Consider the following 21,461-nt stretch of genomic DNA (forward strand, 5'->3'; position numbering starts at 1 on the left):
GGGGAACGACACCCGGGACCGGGCCGGCGGGGCCGCGCCCTGGGGTCATCAGGCGCCTTCCACCCCGTGTCCGACCAGATCGGCCGGCACCACGATGGAATCGAACTGCTCCTCGGTGACGTGTCCCGAGGCCAGCGCCGCCTGCTTCAGCGTCTGATCGTTGGCCAGCGCGTTCTCGGCGATGTGCGCGGCGTTCTGGTAGCCGATCACCGGGCTGAGCGCGGTGACCAGCATCAGGCTCTCGCCGACGTAGCTCTCGATCTTCTTGCGGTTCAACTCCGTCCCGGAGACGGAGAACTTCACGAACTTCTCGATCCCGTCGCCCAGGATGCGCGCCGAATGCAGGAAGTTGTTGATGATCACCGGGCGCATCGCGTTCAATTCGAAATTGCCCTGGGTGCCGGAGAACGCGATCGCGGTGTCGTTGCCCAGCACCTGGATGCTGATCATGACCATGGCCTCGCACTGGGTCGGGTTGACCTTGCCCGGCATGATCGAGCTGCCCGGTTCGTTCTGCGGCAGCAGGAGTTCGGCGAAACCGGTGCGCGGACCCGAAGCGAGCCAGCGCATGTCGTTGGCGATCTTCATCAGAGCCACGGCCAGGCTGCGCAACGCCGCGCTGGCCCGGACCATCGGATCGAGCGAGCCCTGCGCCATGAACTTGTTCGGCGAAGTCACGAACTCCTTGCCGGTCAGCTCGGCGATGGTCAAAGCGATGTCCTGGCTGAAGCCTTCCGGTGCGTTCAGACCGGTGCCGACCGCGGTACCACCGGCGGCGAGCTCGAGCAGACCACCACGGCTGTGCTCGATCTCGCCGATGCACGCACGGATCTGCGCGGCCCACCCGGACCATTCCTGGCCGACGGTCAGCGGGACGGCGTCCTCCAGGTGCGTGCGGCCGATCTTGACGACGTCCATCCACTCGATGGACTTGCGCTCCAGCTCGTCGGCCAGCTCGGTCACCCGGGGCAGCAGCTTGGAGTCGATCTCGGTGATCGCGGCGATGTGCATCGCGGTCGGGAACGTGTCGTTGCTCGACTGGCCCATGTTGACGTCGTCGTTCGGGCCGACCGGGTGCTGGGTGCCCAGCTCGCCGCCGAGCAGCTGGATGGCCCGGTTGCTGATGACCTCGTTCACGTTCATGTTGCTCTGGGTGCCGGAACCGGTCTGCCAGACGAACAGCGGGTAGTTCTCGTCGAGCTGGCCGGAGATGGTCTCTTCGGCGGCCTGGATGATGGCGTCGGTTTTCCACTTGGGGAGCCGGCCGGCGGCGTGGTTCACGATCGCGGCGGCCTTCTTGACGTACCCGTAGGCCCGGTAGACCTCCTTGGGCATGTGGTCGCCGCCGATGTCGAAGTGGATGAGCGACCGCTGGGTCTGAGCGCCCCAGTAGCGGTTGGCCGGCACGTCGACGGTCCCCATGCTGTCGAACTCCGACCGGGTGCCCGTGGCATCGAGCCCGATCGGGACGTCCCGCAGCACCGGGGTGGACCCGTTGGACGATCCGTTCTGCGCGGCACCGTTCTTCGCGGCACCGTTGGTGGCGGCCCCGTTGGTTCCGGCGGGCTGCGGAGCAGGGTGGGACTGTGGGTTCACGGCTCTCGACCTTTCGCGTCAGGGAGCGGGGGCCCACGCCCCCCTGAGCGTGCCGGCGACCCACTCCCGCCGCTCAGTGGAAGCCACGCAGGGTAATCGGGTCAATACGCCGAGCAATCATCTGCCGCAAGGTGTGGTCCGGACCGAAGACGGGTAGCGCTTCGGTCACCGAGGGAGGCGATCACGCTGCGCCACCGACCTACCCGGTCGATCCCTCACCCGGCCGGGGATACCTCCGCACCGCCGGCGCGACCGCTGGAGGGGGCTTCTGGAGTGGGCGCGGACGGGTTCGAACCGCCGACCGCCCGGGTGTAAACCGGGTGCTCTCCCGCTGAGCTACGCGCCCCAGATCCTCGTCCCGACCGTCGCAGGTCGACGGATGGGCCCGAAGGAGTATGTCACCGCCATCCCGGACCCGGGACCGGAACAGGCCGGGCCGGGCACGCGTGGCGCGCCCGGCCCGTAGGTTCTACCGCTGCCGACTCATCCGAGCAGCGCGGCCACCGCTTGCTTCCACTGCGACTGGTCGCGACGCTCGCCGGGCATGTTGACCTCGGCGAACCGGATGACGCGATCGGCATCGAGCAGGAAGGTGCCCCGCAGCGCCATGCCGGCCTTGTCGAAGAACACGTTGTACTGCTGGGCGACCGCACCGTGCGGCCAGAAGTCGGACAGGAACGGGAAGGTGTACCCCTGGTCGGCGACCCACGGCTTGAGCGACTGGGCCGTATCGGTGGAGACCCCGAAGACCTGCACACCGGCGTCGGTGAAGACCGACAGATCGTCCCGCAGCTCGCAGAACTCGGTGGTGCACACCCCGCTCCACGCGAACGGGAAGAAGACCAGCAGCACGGGGCCGTCGATCTCGGACAGCGTGACCGGGCGCTTGTTCTCGTCCGGGAGAGTGAAGTCGGGAGCCACCGATCCGACCGGCAGACCGGTTCCCGGAGCGAGGGAGGTGTCAGGAGAAGTCATGCGCGGCGGGCCTTTCCGGATTTCTGCCGGGCCAGGCGGGCGATCATCCACCCGTTGCTGACCGGGACGCTGGTGGTCTGGGCCAACCCGGCGGTCCGGGTGGCCTCGGCGATTTCACTCGATTCGACGTAGCCGTCGCGGCCGGTCTTGGGGGTCAGCAGCCAGATCACTCCATGGTCGGCCAGCATGGTGATGCCGTCGACCAGGGCGTCGGTCAGGTCACCGTCCTCCTCGCGCCACCACAACAGCACCGCGTCCACGACGTCGTCGGCGTCCTCGTCCAGCAGATCGGATCCGATCTCCTCGATGATCGCCTCGCGCAGGTCGTGGTCGACGTCGTCGTCGTACCCGATCTCCCCCACCGCGTCACCGGGCTTCAATCCGAGCCGGGCAGCGGGCGTCGCCACCTGCCCCGCGTCGTCCTTCACGATCGTCGGCGTCCTTTCGACTCCTGGGTCCGGACCGGAAAGCCCCCGAAAGCTCCCGGTCCGGGTCAAAGGTTGTATGGGGGCCTACCTTATGCATCTTGATCTCCGACCGGTACCTCGGCCCGCCGCGTGTGCCCCGCAATGGCGCCTGGAACCGCGGGGCGAAGACGCAAAAAGTGGTCTGCGTCGCCCTGGATGGCAGCGAACGGGCGGGCAGGGAAGGATGAGCGCGGGCGGCACGCGGGTCCGACACATCGTCGGGCGCCACCCGACGACGTGCCCACCGCACCACCACGGACATCACACCCCGATGCCCGACCGACCAGCCCATCCCCACGGCTGGTCACCCGACAGATGCCGGCTGTGGTCACCACAGCCCCGATGCCTCACCCCGCGGGCCAACCCCGCACCGATCGGAATCGAGGAGCCGCCTTGTCCGCCTCAGTACCCGAACCGCGTCGCATGCGCCTGATCAAAGATGGATTCGCCGCGCAGCTGACCGACGTCGACCCGGAGGAAACCGAGGAGTGGCTCTCCTCCTTCGACGCGATGCTCGATTCCGGTGGCACCCAGCGGGCCCGGTACCTCATGCTCCGCCTGCTGATGCGCGCCCGTGAGTCCCACGTCTCGCTCCCCCCGCTGACCGCGACGGACTACATCAACACCATCCCGACCGAGTCGGAACCGTTCTTCCCCGGCGACGAGGACATCGAGCGGCGCTACCGTCGCTGGATCCGCTGGAACGCCGCGATCATGGTGCACCGCGCGCAGCGACCCGGCATCGGCGTCGGCGGCCACATCTCCACCTACGCCTCGTCGGCCACGCTGTACGAAGTGGGCTTCAACCACTTCTGGCGCGGCAAGGACCACCCGGGCGGCGGAGACCAGGTCTTCTTCCAGGGCCACGCCTCCCCCGGCATGTACGCCCGCGCGTTCCTCGAGGGCCGGCTGTCCGAGCACGACCTGGACGGGTTCCGCCAGGAGAAGTCGCACCCGGGCGGCGGCATCCCGTCGTACCCGCACCCGCGCCTGATGCCGGACTTCTGGGAGTTCCCCACGGTGTCCATGGGCCTCGGCCCGATGAACGCCATCCAGCAGGCCCGGGTCAACCGCTACCTGCAGCACCGCGGCATCAAGGACACCTCCGAGCAGCACGTCTGGGCGTTCCTGGGCGACGGCGAGATGGACGAGGTCGAGTCCCGCGGTCTGGTCCACGTGGCCGCGGTCGACGGACTGGACAACCTGACCTTCGTCGTCAACTGCAACCTGCAGCGCCTGGACGGACCGGTCCGGGGCAACGGCAAGATCATCCAGGAGCTGGAGTCCTACTTCCGGGGCGCCGGCTGGAACGTCATCAAGGTCATCTGGGGCCGCGATTGGGACAGCCTGCTGCAGTCCGACCGCGACGGTGCGCTGGTCAACCTGATGAACACCACCCCGGACGGCGATTTCCAGACCTACCGGGCCAACGACGGCGGCTACATCCGGGACCACTTCTTCGGCCGTGACCCCCGCACGAAGCAGCTCGTCGCCGACCTGTCCGACGACGACATCTGGCGCCTGCGACGAGGCGGCCACGACTACCGCAAGGTCTACTCGGCCTACCAGGCGGCGATGCAGCACACCGGCCAGCCGACCGTCATCCTGGTCAAGACGGTCAAGGGCTTCGGGCTCGGCCCGTCGTTCCAGGGTCGCAACGCGACCCACCAGATGAAGAAGATGACCTCGCAGAATCTCCACGAGTTCCGCGACAGCCTGCAGCTGCCCATCCCGGACAGCCAGCTCGAGGACGTCTACCGTCCGCCGTACTACAACCCCGGACCGAAGTCCGAGGAGATCCAGTACATGCTGGACCGCCGCAAGCGCCTGGGCGGCTTCGTCCCCGAACGCCGCGTCACCGCCAAGCCGCTGGTGCTGCCGGGCGACAAGGTCTACGACGTCCTGAAGAAGGGCTCCGGCAAGCAGGAGATCGCCACCACCATGGCGTTCGTCCGGCTCGTCCGAGACCTGCTCAAGGACAAGGAGATCGGCAATCGCGTCGTGCCGATCATCCCGGACGAGGCCCGTACCTTCGGCATGGACTCGTTCTTCCCGACGGCCAAGATCTACAACCCGTCCGGCCAGCTCTACACCGCGGTCGACGCCAACCTGATGCTCGCCTACAAGGAGTCCGAGCAGGGCGTCATCCTGCACGAGGGCATCAACGAGGCCGGCTCGGTCGCCACCTTCACGGCCGCCTCGACCAGCTACGCCACCCACGGCGAACCGTTGATCCCGATGTACATCTTCTATTCGATGTTCGGGTTCCAGCGGACCGGTGACGGATTCTGGGCGATCGGCGACCAGATGGGCCGCGGTTTCGTCCTCGGCGCCACCGCCGGGCGGACGACCCTGACCGGCGAGGGCCTGCAGCACGCCGACGGTCACAGCCACCTGCTGGCCGCGACCATGCCGCACGTCGTCGCCTACGACCCGGCCTACGGCTACGAGATCGGGCACATCGTCAAGGACGGTCTGCGCCGGATGTACGGCGGGAGCGAGGACTTCCCGCACGGGGAGAACATCTTCTACTACCTCACCCTGTACAACGAGCCGTACCAGCAGCCGGCCGAGCCCGAGGGCATCGACATCGACGGCCTGCTCAAGGGCATGTACAAGCTCGCCCCCGCATCCGACACCGATGGCAAGGCCCGGGCCCAGCTGCTCGCGTCCGGTGTCGGCCTGCGCTGGGCCCTGGAGGCCCAGGAGCTGCTGGCCAACGACTGGAACGTGGCCGCCGACGTCTGGTCGGTGACCTCGTGGACGGAGCTGCGCCGGGACGCCGAAGCAATCGAGCGGGCCCGCCTGCTCGACCCGGCCGGCGACGTGGGCACGCCGTACGTCACCCAGGCCCTGGTCGACGAGCCCGGTCCGGTGCTGGCCACCAGCGACTGGCAGCGGGCCGTGCAGAACCAGATCGCCCCGTGGGTGCCGACCGACTTCACCGCGCTGGGCGCGGACGGATTCGGTTTCTCCGACACCCGGCAGGCCGCTCGTCGCCATTTCCTCATCGACGGTCCGTCGCTGGTGGTGGCCACCCTGGCCGCGCTGGAACGGCGGGGCGAATACCGCGAGGGCGCGGCGGCCGAGGCCGCGGAGAAGTACGAGCTGAGCAACGTGCTGGCCGGTCGGTCCGGTAACGCCGGAGGCGATTCCTGATCTGATGCCGCAGCTTTGGTGTTTCGGCGGGAACCGTCGAATCACCATCGCTGGAGAAATGGCGACGCAGTACCCGCGGGGGCGTCGGACGCACTGACGTCCGACGCCCCCGCGGCGTTCTCGGCCACTGCCCGGGCGGCGGTCGGCGGACCCTCGTCGGGTCCCTGGCAGGCGGAGCGGGCGGTGTCCGTCATCACCACCGATCGCGCGGGCCGGAACCGCCCACGGTGTTCGCACGACGGTCCCCACCTGCGGTTCCTGCCTCCGGACCGCGATCGGCTCCGTGGCGGTGCCGCGGCGCCGCCACCGGAAAGCGAAGGGGAAAGACAGGCGACGCCGATGCTGGTGCGCGAGAGAGTGATGCCTGTAGGGTCGCCTCGTTGTCGCCTTTCCATGGCTTCTGAGTGAATTCAGGGCGGGGCGCATCCCCCCGGTCGACGAGGGATACGGCCGGGGTGTTCGACAACGCGGGAGTTGTTCCGCGAACACACGCTCGAGGAGAGCACGCATGGCGCAGGGAACTGTGAAGTGGTTCAACGCGGAGAAGGGCTACGGCTTCATCTCCCCGGACGATGGTTCGGGTGATGTGTTCGTGCACTACTCGGCCATCACCTCGACCGGCTACAAGTCGCTCGAAGAGGGCCAGCGGGTCAACTTCGAGGTCGAGCAGTCGCCGAAGGGACCGCAGGCCACCGGCGTCAGCGCGGCCTGAGCGCACCCAGACTTCGACGAACGGGGTCGGCATCCACGCGGATGCCGACCCCGTTCGGCGTTCCCGGCCCGGCCCGTACACATGGGACGCTGAAGCCGTGACTCTGCCGGCCGACATCAGCCCGGCCACGCTCCGACGGGTCGAGCGGGCCGCCAGCGCGCTGGCCACCCGTTCCGTGGCCCTGATGGACGACCGGCTGTCCTGGTTCCGCGCCCTGCCCGCCGAACAGCGCTCCTGGGTGACCCTCGTCGCCCAGGCCGGGATCTCCGGCTACGTGGCCTGGGTGACCGCTCCCCACCCCGACCACCGCATCACCGGGCAGGTCTTCGGCACCGCCCCGCGCGACCTCATCCGCGCTGTCTCGCTGCGCCGCACCGTGGAACTGGTCCGGATCGCGATCACCGTCGCCGAGGAGGAACTGCCGGCCCTGGCCCGGAACGAGGCGGAGCACGAGGCACTGCGTGACTCACTGCTGCGCTACAGCCGGGAGGTCGCCTTCGCCGCTGCCTCCGTCTACGCGGCCGCCGCCGAGACCCGCGGCGCCTGGGACGCCCGGGTGGAGGCCGGGGTCGTCGACGGCATCGTGCGGGGCGAGGACATCGGTTCGCTGTCCTCGCGGGCGGCCGCGCTGGACTGGGATCCCGGAGCCCCGACCCAGGTGGTGGTGGGTGCGGCCCCGGCCGGTGACCGGGCCGAGACGGTGGCGGCCGTCGCCGAATGGGCCCGCTCCACGGGACGGGCGGCGCTGGCCGGCGTCCACGGGGACCGGCTCGTGGTCGTGCTGGCCGGACCGGAGGTGAGCACCGACGAACAGGACACCGGCGGTCTCGCCGACCTCTTCGGCCCCGGCCCGGTGGTCCGCGGACCGATCGGCAACGGCCTGCTGGGAGCGGTGGTGTCGGCGGCGGAGGCGTTGGGCGGGCTCGACGCGGCCGTGGCCTGGCCGTCGGCACCCCGCCCCGTCGACGCCGACGACCTGCTGGCCGAGCGGGCCCTGGCCGGCGACCGTCGCGCGGTGGAACGTCTGCGCACCCTGGTCTTCGCGCCGCTGGCGGCCGCACCCACCCCGCTCCTGACCACCCTGGAGGCGTACCTGCAGGCGGGGGCCGCCCTGGAACCGACCGCACGGAATCTGTTCGTCCACCCCAACACCGTGCGTTACCGCCTGCAGCGGATCACCGACCTCACCGGGCGGTCGCCGTGGGAGCCGCGCGATTTGCTGATCTTGCAGAGCGCGGCCATCGTGGGCCGGCTCGGTCAGCCGGGCTGAACCGGACCAACCGCCGTCCGGTTTGGATCATCTGCTGAGAGCCTTTGTAGGGCTCACACAAATTGGCCGTCGCGACTTGGTGCTCCGCCCCCTGCCCCACCCGATCGGGGTTCTGGTTGTGTTCTCTTCGTGCTGGCCATCGTCACGCCCGGACAGGGCGCCCAAAAGCCGGGGATGCTCTCCAGTTGGCTCGAACTCGACGGGATCGCCGACCTCGCGGCGGCCATGTCGGAGCGGGCCAAGCTGGATCTCGTCACCCTCGGTACCACCGCCGGCGCCGAGGAGATCAAGGACACCGCGGTCACCCAGCCGCTGGTCGTCGCGGCCTCGCTGCTCGCCGCCGACCGGCTGACCTTCCCCGCCGGGGCACCCGTCGCCGGCCACTCCGTGGGCGAGCTCGCGGCGGCCGCGATCGCGGGGGTCCTGCGCCCGCTGGACGCCGTGGAACTGGCCGGGGTCCGCGGACGCGCGATGAGTGCGGCCTGCGCCCTCACCCCGACCGGGATGGCCGCCGTCATGGGTGGCGACCCGGAACAGGTCGTCGCCGCCCTGGCCGAGCTGGACCTGGTCGGCGCCAACGTCAACGGCGGCGGGCAGATCGTCGCCGCCGGCAGCACGGCCGCCCTCGATGCGCTGGTCGCGAACCCGCCCGCCGGTACCCGGGTGATCCCGTTGCCGGTGGCCGGTGCCTTCCACACCTCGTTCATGTCGACGGCCCAGCAGGCCCTGGGCGAGCACCTGGACCAGCTGGTCGAGACCACGCCGCCGGTCGATCCGACCCGCCCACTGCTGACGAACTCCGACGGCAGCGTCGTCGGCGGCACCGGCTCAGGCGTCACCTACCTGCGGCTGCTGCAGCAGCAAGTCACCTCACCGGTCCGCTGGGACCGGTGCATGGCCACCCTGCGTTCGCTCGGGGTCACGGGAGTCCTGGAGCTCCCGCCGGCCGGCACCCTCGTCGGTCTGGTGAAGCGCGAGCTCAAGGGCATCGCCACGCTGGCGGTCAAGTCGCCGGCGGATCTGGACGCCGCGGCCGCCTTCTTCGCCGAACACGCGGGGGTCTCCGCGTGAGCGCGACCATTCGCACCGTCCCGGGTCGGGCCGGCTCCAAGATCGTCGGTCTCGGCTCGTACCGTCCCGAGAAGGTCGTCACCAACGACGATCTCGCCCAGATCATGGACACCAACGACGAGTGGATCCGCACCCGGGTGGGCATCGCCGAACGCCGTTTCGCCGGCCCGGACGACACCGTCGCCTCCATGGGCGCCAGCGCGGCGGCCAAGGCCATCGCCGAGGCCGGGCTCGGGCCGGCCGACATCGACGCGATCATCGTGGCCACCTGCACCCCGGAGAGCACCACCCCGCACACCGCGACGCAGATCGCCGCCATCCTGGGGATCCACGCCGCCGGCACCTTCGACCTCAACGCCGCGTGCGCCGGGTTCTGCTATGCCCTGGCCCAGGCCGACATGATCGTGCGGACCGGATCCGCGCGGAACGTGCTCGTCGTCGGGTCGGAGAAGTTGACCGCCTGGACCGAACCCACCGATCGGGCCACCGCCATCATCTTCGCGGACGGGGCCGGCGCCGCCGTGGTCACCGGCGCGGACGAACCGGGCATCGGCCCGGTCTCCTGGGGCAGCGACGAGACCAACACCGACGCCATCCGCATCGACGGCCGCGACGGCTACTTCTTCCAGGCCGGGCAGACCGTGTTCCGCTGGGCGACCACGGCGATCGCCCCGGTCGCCGTCCGGGCCGCGGAACTGGCGGGGGTCGCGCTGTCCGACATCGACGTGCTGGTCACCCACCAGGCGAACCTCCGCATCATCGAGGCCATCGCCAAGAAGGTGAAGGCCGCCGGCGCGCGTGACGATCTGCGGGTCGGTACGGACATCGTCACGTCCGGCAACACCTCGTCCGCGTCGATCCCGCTGGCGCTGGACCGGATGCGGCAGGCCGGTGAGGTGCACAGCGGAGATCTGGTGCTGTCGGTCGCGTTCGGTGCCGGCCTGACCTACGCCGCGCAGGTCTACCGGTGCCCGTGATCGACGGGCACCGTCGGCTGACCGGGTGCCGGGAACTGGGACACCTGCTCATCCGGCTCCCGGGCGGCCGTCCGGCCGGGGGCTCACCGACCCGGCTGCCGGCGGGCGAACTCCCGGTACGGCAGAATGCGCCGCGACCGTCGTGCCGGAACGTCCGGCCGGGGACGTGTGCCACCGGCTCCTTCGGCGATCCCGACGGACCCGGCCCCTACGTCCGCCGGCAATGACGCCCGGACGACGTCTTCACCCCCCGCAGGACCACCCCGCAGGGACCACCCCCGAAAGGAAACACCGTGAGCACTGAGGACACCCTCGCCGGACTCGGCGAGATCGTCGAAGAGGTTGCCGGCGTCACCGCCGCCGACGTCACCGCCGAGAAGTCGTTCACCGACGACCTGGACATCGACTCGCTGTCGATGGTCGAGATCGCCGTGCAGGCCGAGGACAAGTTCGGCGTCAAGATCCCGGACGACGAGCTGGCGAACCTGAAGACCGTCGGCGACGCCGTCTCGTACATCGAGGCCAACAAGGCATGAGCAATAGCCCTGACGTCGTCGTCACCGGAATCGGGGCCACGACGCCCATCGGTGGCACCGCGCCGGAGACCTGGCAGGCGATGCTGGACGGCCGGATCGGCGTCACGGCGCTCACCGAACCCTGGGCGGAGAAGTACGACCTGCCGGTGCGTATCCACGCGCCGCTGGCCGTCGATCCGTCCGAGGTGCTCTCCCGGGTCGAAGCGCGGCGGCTGGATCGCTGCCAGCAGGTGGCGCTGGTCGCCGCGCGCGAGGCCTGGGCCGATGCCGGTGCACCCGAACTCGACCTCGAGCGTCTCGGTGTCGTGGTCGGCACCGGCATCGGCGGGGCCCTGACCCTGCTCGGTCAGGACGACCTGCTGGAGCAGGACGGGGTCCGCAAGGTCGCCGTCCTGACCGTCCCGATGCTGATGCCCAACGGCCCGGCCGCCGCGGTCGGTCTGTGGGCCAAAGCCCGCGGCGGCGTCCACGCCCCGGTGTCGGCCTGCGCCTCCGGCGCCGAGGCACTGGCCTGGGCGTTCCGGATGATCCGCGACGGCGACTTCGACATCGCGATCGCCGGTGGGGCCGAGTCCTGCACCCACCCGCTGCCCATCTCCGGCTTCTCGCAGATGCGCGCGATGAGCACCCGCAACGACGACCCGCTCGGCGCTTCCCGCCCGTTCGACGTCGAGCGCGACGGCTTCGTGCTCGGCGAGGGCGCCGGGATGATGGTGTTGGAGAACGCCGATCACGCCCGGGCGCGGGGCGCGAAGATCTACGGCCGCCTGGCCGGGGTCGGTATGTCCAACGACGCCTTCCACATCACCGCACCCGAGCCCCAGGGCGAGGGCGCGAGCCGCGCGATCGGTAAGGCCCTGCGGATCGCCGGCCTGGACAAGAAGGACATCGGGCACGTCAACGCGCACGCCACGTCGACCCCGGTCGGCGACGTCGCGGAGTCGAACACGATCCTGCGGTCCATCGGCGAACATCCCGTCGTCACCGCGACCAAGTCGATGACCGGGCACATGCTCGGCGCGGCCGGTGCCGTCGAGGGCATCGCCACCCTGCTGGCCGTCCGGGACGGGATCGTCCCGGGGACCCGCAACCTCAACAAGCTGGACCCGGAGGTCGGTGTGGACGTCGCGATCGAGAACCGCGAGGTTCCGTCGCTGCGAGCCGCGGTCAACGACTCGTTCGGGTTCGGGGGCCACAACGTGGCCCTGGTCTTCACCAAGGACTGACGCGCGACCCGGCCCGCTGCTCCCCCGATCAGGGAGTGCGGGCCGGTCGCCGGGAACGTCGCCCGCACCCAGGCGACGCTGGCCGGCCGGTCGTCCCGCCGACACCACGGCGGGACGGCGCACCCTCCTTCTCGACGGGCGTGCCTGCCGCCGTTCCGTCATCCCGCCCGCGCACGGTCTGCTTCGGCGCACCCGTCGCGTGGGACCGTCACCGGTTTGCACTGGAGCCCACCGTGACCTCTCTGGCCGATCCCCTGCCCGACCTGCTGCCGCCGCCCCGCACCCTCGACCCGCGGGAACCGGAGGTCCGGCTGGCCGCGCTCTTCGACGTCGACTCATCGGTGCCGCTGTTCCCGGGTGACACCTCGGGCGTCTCGGCCGCTCGCGGCCGGATCAACGGGGCCAAGGCGGTGGCGTTCTGCACCGACGCGACCCGGATGGGCGGAGCGCTCGGCTCCGAGGGCTGCCGGCACATCGTCGAGGCCATCGACACCGCGTTGCGGGAGCGGATTCCCGTCATCGGCCTGTGGCACTCGGGCGGCGCCCGGCTTGCCGAAGGGGTCGAGGCGCTGGACGGCGTCGGTCAGGTCTTCGCGGCCATGATCCGGGCGTCCGGGCGCGTGCCCCAGATCTCGGTCGTCCTCGGTGCGGCCGCCGGTGGCGCCGCCTACGGGCCGGCGCTGACCGACATCGTGATCATGGCCCCGGAGGGCCGGGTCTTCGTCACCGGTCCGGACGTGGTCCGTTCGGTCACCGGCGAGCAGGTCGACATGGAGGCCCTGGGCGGGCCGTCGGCCCACGAGAAGAAGTCCGGGGTCGTGCACATCATCGCGGCTTCGGAGGCCGACGCGTTGGCCCGGGCCCGGCACGTGACGACCCTGTTCGCGCGCCCCGGTATGGCTGTCCTGGACAACATGCCGGACGACGAGGGTCTCGCCGCACTGCTGCCCGAGCAGCGCAACCGGGCCTACAACGTCCGGCCGCTCATCAACCGCATCCTCGACGAGCCGCTGGAGGAGCTCCAGGCCAAGTGGGCGCCCAACATCGTGGTCGGCCTGGGCCGGCTGGGTGGCCGGTCGCTGGGCGTCGTCGCCAACAACCCGCTTCGGCTGGGTGGTTGCCTGGATTCGACGTCGGCGGAGAAGGCCGCCCGCTTCGTGCGGATGTGCGATTCCCTGGGCCTGCCGCTGCTGGTGCTGGTCGACGTCCCCGGCTACCTTCCCGGGGTCGGTCAGGAATGGGACGGCGTCGTCCGCCGCGGGGCGAAGCTGCTGCACGCCTTCGCGGAGGCGGTGGTGCCGCGGGTGACGCTGGTGACCCGCAAGGCGTTCGGCGGTGCCTACATCGCCATGAACTCCAAGTCCTTGGGCGCGACCACGGTGTTCGCCTGGCCGGACGCCGAGATCGCCGTGATGGGCGCCAAGGCCGCCGTCGGCATCCTGCACCGCCGCAAGCTCGCCGCCGCCGCCCCCGAGGACCGCGAGGAACTGCAGGCCCAGCTGGCCGCCGAGCACGAGAAGCTGGCCGGCGGAGTCGACCGGGCCGTCGCGCTCGGACACGTCGACGAGGTCATCACCCCGGCGCAGACCCGTCGCCGGCTGGCCGAGGCCCTGGCCGCCGCGCCCGCCGGGCGGGGGGCGCACGGCAACATCCCGCTGTGAGTGCGCCGTCTGCGTCGTCGGTTCATAGCGCAGAGGGCCGAACGCTCAGCTACTGCAAGGTCGCGTCCGCGACTAAGCCGCTGGTGCTGCAACAGCACGGCGGGCCGACAGCCGACTCAAGGCCGGCCCTTTCGCTGACGTAGGAGCCCGGTTCAGCCTGCGGCTGGTCTCACTGCGGTCCGCGAATGAGGTCAGCGTCGCCGGCATTCGGCGAGTCGACCCGGCAGCGGGACCGGCCATCTGCGGGCTGGGCCGACGACCTGCCGACGGTGGCCAACGTCCTCGGGGCCGAGCGGTTCGCCGTCACCGGCTGGTCGGAAGACGAGCCGTGGATGCTGCTCACCACGGCCCACCTGGCGCCCGAGCGGCTGCGCCACATCACGGCGGTCTTCCGAGCCGGGCGCCGGGTGGTACCCGGTCGACGGCGCTGGTTTGACGAGATCCTCGCGGTGGTGGCAGCGGACCTGTCACGCTGACGGGTCGATCTCAGGTGCCGCCTGTGCAGCCCGCTCACCCGTCCGCCTCATCCGGTTGCCCTATTGGTTACACATCGACAGTCGAGGTAGCTTTCGATTTCCTCGTGCGGCCTCCGCCAGCTCGACATCATCGACGGGACCCCCATGAACAGGTCGCTCTTTCGCGCCTTCATCAGCATTCTCGCGGCCGGTTTGCTGGTCGCCTCCACCACTACCTCCGTCAGCCAGGCAGCCACCACTGCGTCCGCTGCGTCCACGAAGCCGACATACACCTTCACAGTGGACATCGCCGTTGCGCAGACGACTGCACAACGTTACGGGGGTTTGGATGCGACTATCTCTCTGCTGGCCGACCAATGGAAGAAGGTGAATTCCCAATTCAACGGCGACGGTCGACTGCAGGCGGTCTACCAGTTCAGCGTCGTGAGTAGCCATCAGTACGCCGACGACGCACCGAGTGAAGTGGGCAGGCTCCATCCGTCGACGAATGTCAAGGTCATCTATGACGAAGACACGTCCATGACGTTCGGATGGAATCGAAACGAACAAACCATCGTCGTCAAGCCGTTTCCCGGAACTGGCGGGATCCTCGGTTCAGACACGACTGACGGCGTGGTTCACGAGCTCGGCCACTACCGCGGCGCTGTCGACGAGTACGCCTGCAACATCACCGAACCCCCGAAAAACCCCGTCAATGGGTGGACGTTTCGAGAGATCCCCTCCATCATGAGCGTCTCCCAAAAGGCGACAAGCTGGTCACCGTACGCGGCCGGCCTCATCAATCTGCAGGGTTCCCGTAAGGACGAGCCTTACCCGTCACTCGCGTCGACCGCACTTCCGCCGCTGACCGTCTCGACGACCACCAACGCATTCCGGACCCCTGTGCAGGCGAGAGTGAGAATGTACCCGGTCATCTGGTATTCGGGGCAGGTCAACGCGACACCGTCGCAGCAGGTCCAGACGAACAAGAACGGACACTACACCTTTTCGGTGAACCCATTCACAGCAGATCCGGACATCAATGTGCCGTGGAACCTGCGCTACTGCCTGTTGCTGGTGAGGGCCGAATGGAACGGCAAGGTGAACTATTCGTGGTTGCCACTGGCCGCCGTAGGCGGCGCCTACTTCAACAGCCGCACCAAGCCCTACGTACACATGATCAACTTCTGACACCGCCTTCATCACTGAGGAACGCAACTCATCGGGCCACCTGCCCGGTCTGACTCGCGATGAGTTCCGCCGATCTCGCAGGTCTATCTGGGGCGAGCGTGTCGACGGGAGAAGCCCATGCGCGTAATCGTGATCAACCACCTGAGCCTCGACGGGGTCCTTCAGGCCCCGGGCGGTCCGGACGAGGACCCGCGCGACGGGTTTCGGCACGGCGGATGGGCCGCGCTGGGCGGCGACCCGTCGATCCCGGAGGCGATGGGGGCGTCGATGGGCGCGGAGTTCTCCTGGCTGTTCAATCGCCGCACCAATGAGCAGCTGCTGACCCGTTGGAATCAGGTGGGCGGACCGTTCGCCGACAGCTTCAACCAGCTGCCCAAGTACGTCGTGTCCGGCCGGCCGGACACGGTGCTGCGCTGGCCGAACAGCACCCTGCTGCACGGCGACGTGCCGGCCGGCGTGGCCGAGCTGCGCGAACAGTCGGGCGGCAACCTGATGATCCTCGGCAGCGGTGCGCTGGTCCGTTCCTTGTTGCCGCACGGTCTGATCGACGAGCTGCTGCTCATGATCCACCCGGTCGTCCTGGGCTCCGGGCAGCGGCTGTTCGGACCGGACGACTACACACGTCGTCTCGAACTCGTCGACAGTCGCAGCACGGCAACGGGCGTCCTGCTGGCGACCCACCGATCGACCGACGCCCGACCGAACCTGGCTCAGCCCGCGGATCGGGCCTGCGCGGCGGTGGCCTGGTGCTCGGCCGAGTCGACGACGTCCAGCGACGGCGCCGGAACCCGGCCGAGGGCCAACCGCAACGCATAGACCCGGGTGGCCGCCTCGGTGAGCCGTTCGGCCGGGAGTCGGCCGTCGTTCGCGGCCGCGACGATGCCGTCGACGGCACCGTCCGGATCGACCGGCATCAGGACCAGGTCCTGACCGGCGGCGATCCCCCGCCACGGTGCCTCGTTCTTGCCGTAGGCCTCGACGACCGGGGCCATCTCGAAGGAGTCGGAGACGGCCACCCCACCGAAGTCCAGTCCCTGGCACCCGCCGGTGCCGGACCCGTGCACCAGATCGGTGAGCACGGTGCGGGACAGGCTGGTCGGCAGCTCGCTGGCGCCGGCCGCCGGCCACCGGATGTGCCCGGTCATCACCAACGGCGCCCCGGCAGCGACCCCGTCCCGGAACGGCACGGCCTCGGCCGCGTTCCACTCCTCGCAGGACGAGTCGAGCTGGGGCAGGGCGACGTGGGTGTCGGCGGCGAGCCGGCCGATCCCCGGGAAATGCTTGATCGTCGGGGCGACCCCACCGGCCGAGTAGCCGCGGACGGCCGCGCCGACCAGTTCGCCGACCCGATCGGGATCGGAGCCGAACGTGCGGCCGGCCACCCCCGATGCGCCGGAGCGCGGGGCGATGTCGGCGTCGGGGGCGAAGTCGACGTTCACCCCGACGGCGCGCAGCTCGCGCCCGGCCGCGGTGGTGACCGCCTCCGTCGCGGCCACGGCGGCAGCAGTGTCGGTGATGTCGCCGAGTTCGTCGGCGCCCGGGAAGTCGGTGAACCCGTTGACCATCCGCGTGACCAGCCCGTACTCCTGATCCGTGGCGACCAGCAATGGCGCCCCCGCCTGTCCGGCCGGGACCTGGGCCTGCAGCGCGGCGGTCACGGCGGCGACCTGTGCGGGGGTGCCGGCACTCGTGCCGTCGATGGTGCCCTGCGAGCCCATGAGGATGACGCCACCGAGGTGGCGGCGCTGGACGAGATCGCTGCCGACGGCGTCGGCGGAGCTGGCCATCACCACGGTCCCGGCGCGATCCTCGACGCTCATGGCGGCGACGGCCGCGGCTGCGGCCGCCTGGTCCGCCGCGGTGACCAGGCCATTCGTCGCTGCGGGGGCCGCCGGGGTGGGGGCCGGGCTGGAGGTGGACACCGGCACGGGGGCGGCGGATGAGGTCGTGGTCGGATCGGCGGCCGTCGACTCACTCGTCGGCACCGTCGGGGACGGGGATTGGACGGTAGGCGAAGCGGAGCGGTCGTCCTCGGACAGGACGAAGGAACCACCCGAGGATGCGGTCCCGGTGAGCGCATCGGCGGACGGCGACGGTGAGCCGCCGCAGGCCACCAGGACGAGCGACCCGGCGACGATCAGCGCGCTGACTCGGAGGACCCGGCCATGGTGCCCGGTCACGAGCACGCGACCATCGACTGCGCCGAGGGATCCAGTCCGCTGATGACGAGCTGGCCGTCCCGTTCGACGACGAGGTAGGTCAGGTCCCAGTTGATGCAGTCCGACCGCAACGCCGACGGCGCGAGATCCACCGATTGCTGCGAGCTGAACTTGACGCGGACCCGCAGGGGTTCGTCCTCGATGCTCATGACCAGCACATTAGAGTCCACGGTCGTCGCGTAGGCCGCTGTCCAGTGCCCGGCGTCCTGGGCATGGGCCTGGTCGTCGGTCACCCGGGCCCGCCAGGCGGGGTAGTCGCGGTCGTTGATGGCGTCGAAGTACTGCTGGAAGAGCTGCCCGACCGCGGCGGCCTCGGGATGGCCCTGCGCGACCGCCGACACCGCGACCGTACGGTCGGCGGTCGGGCCGGCGCTGTAGGCGATCGTCGCGACCGGGTCGTACTGCTGTCGTCCGACGACCCATGCGCCGCCGGCGGCGATGGCCGCCACTGCGACCACGGCCACCAGCAGCCGAAGGGTGCCTCGATCCGCCATTCGCATCCGCCGGGATACCTCTCGTTCATCGTCCGTGCCTGGCCCCCGGACAGAACGACGCCGCGTGCCCACGGCAGTTGCCCACCAGCCGTCAGAAACCCGGTGGACGTGAGATGACTCGCACCCGATGAACGCCCCGTTCGCCACGGTTCAGCAGGCGAGGACCCCGACGCGGGAGGTCAACCGACCTGGTGCAGCCAGGTGACGGCGGTGCCCTCCCCGGCGCGACGGTAGGGCTCGAGTTCGGCGTCCACGTCGGTGCCGAGCAGATCGTTCAGACGGTGCTGGACGACGTCGACGCTGGTGGCGCCGGCCAGCAGGGCCCGCAGCCGATCCTCGTTGACGACGACGTCGCCGTTGGCCGACGTGCTCGATCGCCAGACCTTGCGGCCCGGCACCTGGCAGATGCGCTCACCGTCGACTCCCGGGCTGGCTTCCTCGGTGATCTCGAAGCGGAGCATCGGCCAGGCGGTGAGCGCCTTGGCCAGTTTGCCGGCGGTGCCGACGGGTCCACGCCAGCCGATATCGGCGCGCAGCAGCCCGGGCGCAGCCGGCTGAGCCGTCCACGACAGGGACACCCGCGTGCCGACCACCCCGCTGATGGCCCACTCGACGTGCGGACACAGCGGCGCCGGGGCCGCGTGCACGTACACCACACCTCGCGTCACGTCTCTCCACCTCCGCTCGTGCTCCGTCGTCTTCCCCAACGCGGATGCTCGAACTCTCGGTGGCACCACCGGGACAGACACGCCCGGCTCTCGTACCGGCGCGCCGACCCGCGACATCAACGATCGCGTGCCAGCTCTGTGGTACGTGGTGACATTGTGCATGGTGGGACGACGGTGGACCAGCCCCGAGATGCGCGGCCACCCATCTGAGCCATCGCCGCCCGCGATCTCACTCTCCGTCACTGGGTCGGGAATGTCGTGCGGTCCGGCACGCTCCGCTCACGCGCTGACTCGGCCGGCCACAGCGGCGCAGCGTGACGAGAGCCGTTCCAGCCACCGGGCGACCGGGTGTCGGCACCCCATCGGGGCCCGGCGACAGCGAGGGCGGCGAGGAGGACGACGACCATCAGCAGGGTCAGTGAGGCGCTCATGGCCTCAGCCTCGATGCCGCATCGCTCCCCGTCCATCTACTCTTTCTGTCTCTGATCATGCAGATCGACTTCACGATGGGAGGCTGCCCATGATCGATGTCCGGCGGCTGGAGATTTTGCGGGAGCTGGATCGGTGCGGGACGGTGGCCGCTACCGCCCAGGCCGTGCATCTGACTCCGTCGGCGGTGTCCCAACAGCTGGCGGCGCTGGCCCGGGAGGCCGGGACCCCCATGCTGGAACGGGACGGACGGCGGGTCCGGCTGACGGAGGCGGCCCGGATCCTGCTCAGCCATGCGCACGCGATCTTCACCCGGCTCGAGCACGCCGAGGCGGATCTGGCGGCCTTTCGTCGGGGCACCGGCGGGTCGGTCCGGGTCGGCACCTTCAATTCGGCGATCGAGCGCCTCGGCGTACCCGCCGTCGACGTACTGGCCCGCGACCACGGCATCCGGGCGGAGTTGCAGGACGTCGACTCGGATCTCGTGGCCGACTCCCTCCTGCTGGCGCGTGGGATCGACGTCGCGATCATGGAGGGCGAGCAGCGGCTCGGGCAGCCGGGCGGCGTCACCGACCCACGCCTGCAGGACGACCACCTGGTCGACGACCCGATGGACCTGCTGCTGCCGATGGGGCATCGGCTGGCCGACCGCAGTCAGGTCCGGCTGGCCGACCTGGCCGACGACGACTGGATCCTGGCCCGGCCGGGATCGTCGTACTCACGGATCGCCGCCACCGCCTGTGCCGATGTCGGATTCACCCCGCGCGGTCGGCACCACACCACCGAATTCGTCGGTCTCGTCGCCCTCGTCGCGGCCGGTCAGGGGGTCGCGCTGCTCCCCCGGCTGGTGCAGCACGTCTTCCGTCACGAACCGGTCGTGCGCAAGCAGCCGGCCGATCGGATCCCGGTGCGCCGCATCGGTCTCCGGATCCGGGCCGGGACCGGCCAGCAGCCCCACATCGGTCCGACCATCGCGGCGATCCGCAGCGCCGCCGACGCTCTGCGCCCGGGTTCGACGGCCGACTGAGCCGAACCGCGCTGCCAGACTGTCCGGCATGTCCGAACAGACGCTGCTGGTTCTGATCCGCGGGATCAACGTGGGCACCGCGAAGCAGGTCGGGATGGCCGATCTGCGGGACGCCCTAGGGGCGGCCGGGTATGTCGACGTCCGAACCCACCTGCGGAGCGGCAACGTGCTGATCCGGACCGACCGGTCGCCGCTGATGGTCGCCGGGCACGTCGAGGACGTCCTCGCCGGACCGTTGGGCGTGCCCGCGCGGGTGCTCGTCCGCACGGTGAGTCAGGTGCGGTCCGCGGTGGCGGCCGACCCGTTCGCCGCCGACGCCCCGGACGGCGCGAAGCACTTCCTCGGCTTCCTGGACCACGTCCCCGATTCGGCGGCCGTGCGGGCCGTGGCCGGGCTGGACACCGCCCCGGATCGAGCCGAGCTGATCGGGGACCACCTCTACCTGTGGTGTCCGAACGGCATCTCCAAGGGTCCCCTGTCGCGGATCGACTGGGACCGCCGGCTGAGGGTGACGGTGACGATGCGGAACTGGAACACCGTCAACAAGCTGCTCGAGCTGGCCGGCGCCTGAGCCCACGCTCAGGACGCCCGGAGGGCCCCGTCCAGGGCGGTGACCTGCCGTCGCGCCCACGCCGACAGCGGACTGTCGGTGTCTGCCGCCGCGGCCAGCACGTCGGCCCACGCCCACCACTGGACGTCGTCGACCTCGTCGGCGCGCGGGCGGGTCACGAGGCCGGCCGGGACGACACCGATCAGCACCGGGCAGAACTCGTTCTCCTCCACCTGACCGTCGAACGCCCGGTAGGAGAAATCGGGGAGGACGAGATCCAGCGCGGGAACATCAGCCGGGTCGATGCCCAGTTCATAGACCAGGCGGCGGGTGGCGGCGTCGACGAGCGACTCGCCGGGCGCCGGGTGACCGCAGCAGGTGTTGGTGAGCACCCCGGGGAACGTCGACTTGGTGGCGGCGCGATGGGTCATGAGCAGACGCGGCGCCGCCCCGCCGGCGGCGAGGGTCGGCCCCGACGGGCCGGGTACCAGACCGTCGTCGGCGAACAGGTAACACGAGAAGGCAAGGTGGCGTGGGGTTGTGGGGCCGTGCACGGTGGACTTGGGGGCGACACCGATCGGCTGACCGGCATCGTCGACCAGGACGACCTGTTCGTCGGGGAGCCAGTTCGTCGGCGCAGACAGCGGGATCTCCGGGACGGTGCGGACGGACGGGGGCAACGGAGCAGTGGCCACCTGGCCGACAGTACCCAGCGCCGACGGCCCACGGGGACGGTCGGTTCGTTCACCGCGGGGTTCGCCGGGACGCCGATGCCGGT

General features: G+C 70.2%; 21 protein-coding genes and 1 tRNA gene. 13 read left to right on the forward strand and 9 right to left on the reverse strand.

Translation table 11 applies throughout. The features are described from left to right. Positions 1 to 48: 48 nt before the first annotated feature. The 4 genes from fumC to FDO65_RS05580 form a co-directional block, all read right to left on the reverse strand. Positions 49 to 1,482, reverse strand: a complete 1,434-nt coding sequence (gene fumC / locus FDO65_RS05565; protein WP_420847519.1) for a class II fumarate hydratase — start codon at positions 1,480 to 1,482, stop codon at positions 49 to 51. A gap of 388 nt (positions 1,483 to 1,870) precedes the next feature. Next, positions 1,871 to 1,942: transfer RNA gene (locus FDO65_RS05570), tRNA-Val, on the reverse strand. Between the two features lie 137 nt (positions 1,943 to 2,079). Then, positions 2,080 to 2,571 (reverse strand): peroxiredoxin, encoded by a 492-nt coding sequence (locus tag FDO65_RS05575; protein WP_137448413.1) that lies wholly within the window; start codon positions 2,569 to 2,571, stop codon positions 2,080 to 2,082. Then, positions 2,568 to 2,999, reverse strand: a complete 432-nt coding sequence (locus tag FDO65_RS05580) for a DUF3052 domain-containing protein (protein WP_240757442.1) — start codon at positions 2,997 to 2,999, stop codon at positions 2,568 to 2,570. Before FDO65_RS05580 ends, FDO65_RS05575 begins: the two co-directional genes overlap by 4 nt. Positions 3,000 to 3,380: 381 nt before the next feature. Here FDO65_RS05580 and aceE point away from each other — a divergent pair, with 381 nt between their 5' ends. From aceE to FDO65_RS05635, 11 genes are all read left to right on the forward strand, one after another. Beyond that, the gene (gene aceE, locus FDO65_RS05585) at positions 3,381 to 6,197 is read left to right on the forward strand and encodes a pyruvate dehydrogenase (acetyl-transferring), homodimeric type (RefSeq protein WP_137448414.1); all 2,817 of its coding nucleotides are present in this window, start codon (positions 3,381 to 3,383) and stop codon (positions 6,195 to 6,197) included. 508 nt (positions 6,198 to 6,705) lie between these two features. Beyond that, positions 6,706 to 6,909, forward strand: a complete 204-nt coding sequence (locus FDO65_RS05590) for a cold-shock protein (RefSeq protein ID WP_137448415.1) — start codon at positions 6,706 to 6,708, stop codon at positions 6,907 to 6,909. Between the two features lie 97 nt (positions 6,910 to 7,006). After that, positions 7,007 to 8,179: a PucR family transcriptional regulator gene (locus FDO65_RS05595; RefSeq protein WP_240757443.1), complete on the forward strand. Its 1,173-nt coding sequence runs from the start codon at positions 7,007 to 7,009 to the stop codon at positions 8,177 to 8,179. Between the two features lie 129 nt (positions 8,180 to 8,308). Continuing rightward, positions 8,309 to 9,250 carry an ACP S-malonyltransferase gene (locus tag FDO65_RS05600; protein WP_137448416.1) on the forward strand — a complete coding sequence of 314 codons (942 nt, stop codon included), beginning with the start codon at positions 8,309 to 8,311 and terminating at the stop codon, positions 9,248 to 9,250. Then, entirely contained in the window at positions 9,247 to 10,227 is a 981-nt protein-coding gene (locus FDO65_RS05605; protein ID WP_137448417.1) for a beta-ketoacyl-ACP synthase III, read from the forward strand. The genes FDO65_RS05600 and FDO65_RS05605 overlap by 4 nt, the downstream gene beginning before the upstream one ends. 293 nt (positions 10,228 to 10,520) lie before the next feature. Further along, positions 10,521 to 10,763: an acyl carrier protein gene (locus FDO65_RS05610; protein WP_137448418.1), complete on the forward strand. Its 243-nt coding sequence runs from the start codon at positions 10,521 to 10,523 to the stop codon at positions 10,761 to 10,763. Next, complete coding sequence (locus tag FDO65_RS05615) at positions 10,760 to 11,989, forward strand: beta-ketoacyl-[acyl-carrier-protein] synthase family protein (protein WP_137448419.1); 1,230 nt, start codon at positions 10,760 to 10,762, stop codon at positions 11,987 to 11,989. Before FDO65_RS05610 ends, FDO65_RS05615 begins: the two co-directional genes overlap by 4 nt. Before the next feature lie 233 nt (positions 11,990 to 12,222). Beyond that, positions 12,223 to 13,650, forward strand: coding sequence for an acyl-CoA carboxylase subunit beta (locus FDO65_RS05620; protein WP_240757444.1), 1,428 nt, complete (start codon positions 12,223 to 12,225; stop codon positions 13,648 to 13,650). A gap of 185 nt (positions 13,651 to 13,835) precedes the next feature. Continuing rightward, positions 13,836 to 14,126 (forward strand): hypothetical protein, encoded by a 291-nt coding sequence (locus FDO65_RS05625; protein ID WP_137448420.1) that lies wholly within the window; start codon positions 13,836 to 13,838, stop codon positions 14,124 to 14,126. 144 nt (positions 14,127 to 14,270) lie between these two features. Continuing rightward, on the forward strand, positions 14,271 to 15,296 hold the full coding sequence (locus tag FDO65_RS05630) for a hypothetical protein (protein WP_137448421.1): 1,026 nt from the start codon (positions 14,271 to 14,273) through the stop codon (positions 15,294 to 15,296). Between the two features lie 117 nt (positions 15,297 to 15,413). Continuing rightward, positions 15,414 to 16,112, forward strand: a complete 699-nt coding sequence (locus tag FDO65_RS05635) for a dihydrofolate reductase family protein (RefSeq protein ID WP_137448422.1) — start codon at positions 15,414 to 15,416, stop codon at positions 16,110 to 16,112. Here FDO65_RS05635 and FDO65_RS05640 read toward each other — a convergent pair. The 4 genes from FDO65_RS05640 to FDO65_RS22035 form a co-directional block, all read right to left on the reverse strand. Then, a complete protein-coding gene (locus FDO65_RS05640) occupies positions 16,007 to 17,476 on the reverse strand; it encodes a glycoside hydrolase family 3 protein (RefSeq protein ID WP_137448423.1) in 1,470 nt (489 codons plus the stop codon). The two genes, FDO65_RS05635 and FDO65_RS05640, sit on opposite strands and share 106 nt — an antisense overlap. After that, a complete protein-coding gene (locus FDO65_RS05645; RefSeq protein ID WP_137448424.1) occupies positions 17,473 to 18,009 on the reverse strand; it encodes a hypothetical protein in 537 nt (178 codons plus the stop codon). The genes FDO65_RS05640 and FDO65_RS05645 overlap by 4 nt, the downstream gene beginning before the upstream one ends. A 179-nt stretch (positions 18,010 to 18,188) precedes the next feature. Continuing rightward, positions 18,189 to 18,677, reverse strand: a complete 489-nt coding sequence (locus FDO65_RS05650; RefSeq protein WP_240757445.1) for a DUF3145 domain-containing protein — start codon at positions 18,675 to 18,677, stop codon at positions 18,189 to 18,191. A 239-nt stretch (positions 18,678 to 18,916) separates the two neighbouring features. Further along, entirely contained in the window at positions 18,917 to 19,108 is a 192-nt protein-coding gene (locus FDO65_RS22035) for a hypothetical protein (RefSeq protein ID WP_166442046.1), read from the reverse strand. Between the two features lie 89 nt (positions 19,109 to 19,197). On the opposite strand from FDO65_RS22035, the gene FDO65_RS22040 reads away from it, so the two are divergent. Both FDO65_RS22040 and FDO65_RS05660 read left to right on the forward strand, forming a co-directional pair. Continuing rightward, positions 19,198 to 20,133 carry a LysR family transcriptional regulator gene (locus FDO65_RS22040; protein WP_166442047.1) on the forward strand — a complete coding sequence of 312 codons (936 nt, stop codon included), beginning with the start codon at positions 19,198 to 19,200 and terminating at the stop codon, positions 20,131 to 20,133. 28 nt (positions 20,134 to 20,161) lie between these two features. Then, positions 20,162 to 20,704, forward strand: a complete 543-nt coding sequence (locus FDO65_RS05660; RefSeq protein ID WP_137448427.1) for a DUF1697 domain-containing protein — start codon at positions 20,162 to 20,164, stop codon at positions 20,702 to 20,704. An 8-nt stretch (positions 20,705 to 20,712) separates the two neighbouring features. Here the strand turns inward: FDO65_RS05660 and idi are convergent, their stop codons facing one another. Beyond that, positions 20,713 to 21,333 (reverse strand): isopentenyl-diphosphate Delta-isomerase, encoded by a 621-nt coding sequence (gene idi, locus FDO65_RS05665; RefSeq protein WP_137449504.1) that lies wholly within the window; start codon positions 21,331 to 21,333, stop codon positions 20,713 to 20,715. Positions 21,334 to 21,461 lie beyond the last annotated feature (128 nt).

Origin of the sequence: Nakamurella flava (genome assembly GCF_005298075.1) — a bacterium.
In the GTDB taxonomy this organism is placed as follows: Bacteria; Actinomycetota; Actinomycetes; order Mycobacteriales; family Nakamurellaceae; genus Nakamurella; species Nakamurella flava.

Coding starts and splice junctions, on each gene's coding strand:
- FDO65_RS05660 (WP_137448427.1), top strand. CDS start 20,162: ATGTCCGAACAGACGCTGCTGGTTCTGATCCGCGGGATCAACGTGGGC.
- FDO65_RS05615 (WP_137448419.1), top strand. CDS start 10,760: ATGAGCAATAGCCCTGACGTCGTCGTCACCGGAATCGGGGCCACGACG.
- FDO65_RS05635 (WP_137448422.1), top strand. CDS start 15,414: ATGCGCGTAATCGTGATCAACCACCTGAGCCTCGACGGGGTCCTTCAG.
- aceE (WP_137448414.1), top strand. CDS start 3,381: ATGCCTCACCCCGCGGGCCAACCCCGCACCGATCGGAATCGAGGAGCC.
- FDO65_RS05625 (WP_137448420.1), top strand. CDS start 13,836: ATGAGGTCAGCGTCGCCGGCATTCGGCGAGTCGACCCGGCAGCGGGAC.
- FDO65_RS05630 (WP_137448421.1), top strand. CDS start 14,271: ATGAACAGGTCGCTCTTTCGCGCCTTCATCAGCATTCTCGCGGCCGGT.
- FDO65_RS05645 (WP_137448424.1), bottom strand. CDS start 18,009: ATGGCGGATCGAGGCACCCTTCGGCTGCTGGTGGCCGTGGTCGCAGTG.
- FDO65_RS05590 (WP_137448415.1), top strand. CDS start 6,706: ATGGCGCAGGGAACTGTGAAGTGGTTCAACGCGGAGAAGGGCTACGGC.
- FDO65_RS22035 (WP_166442046.1), bottom strand. CDS start 19,108: ATGAGCGCCTCACTGACCCTGCTGATGGTCGTCGTCCTCCTCGCCGCC.
- FDO65_RS22040 (WP_166442047.1), top strand. CDS start 19,198: ATGATCGATGTCCGGCGGCTGGAGATTTTGCGGGAGCTGGATCGGTGC.
- FDO65_RS05575 (WP_137448413.1), bottom strand. CDS start 2,571: ATGACTTCTCCTGACACCTCCCTCGCTCCGGGAACCGGTCTGCCGGTC.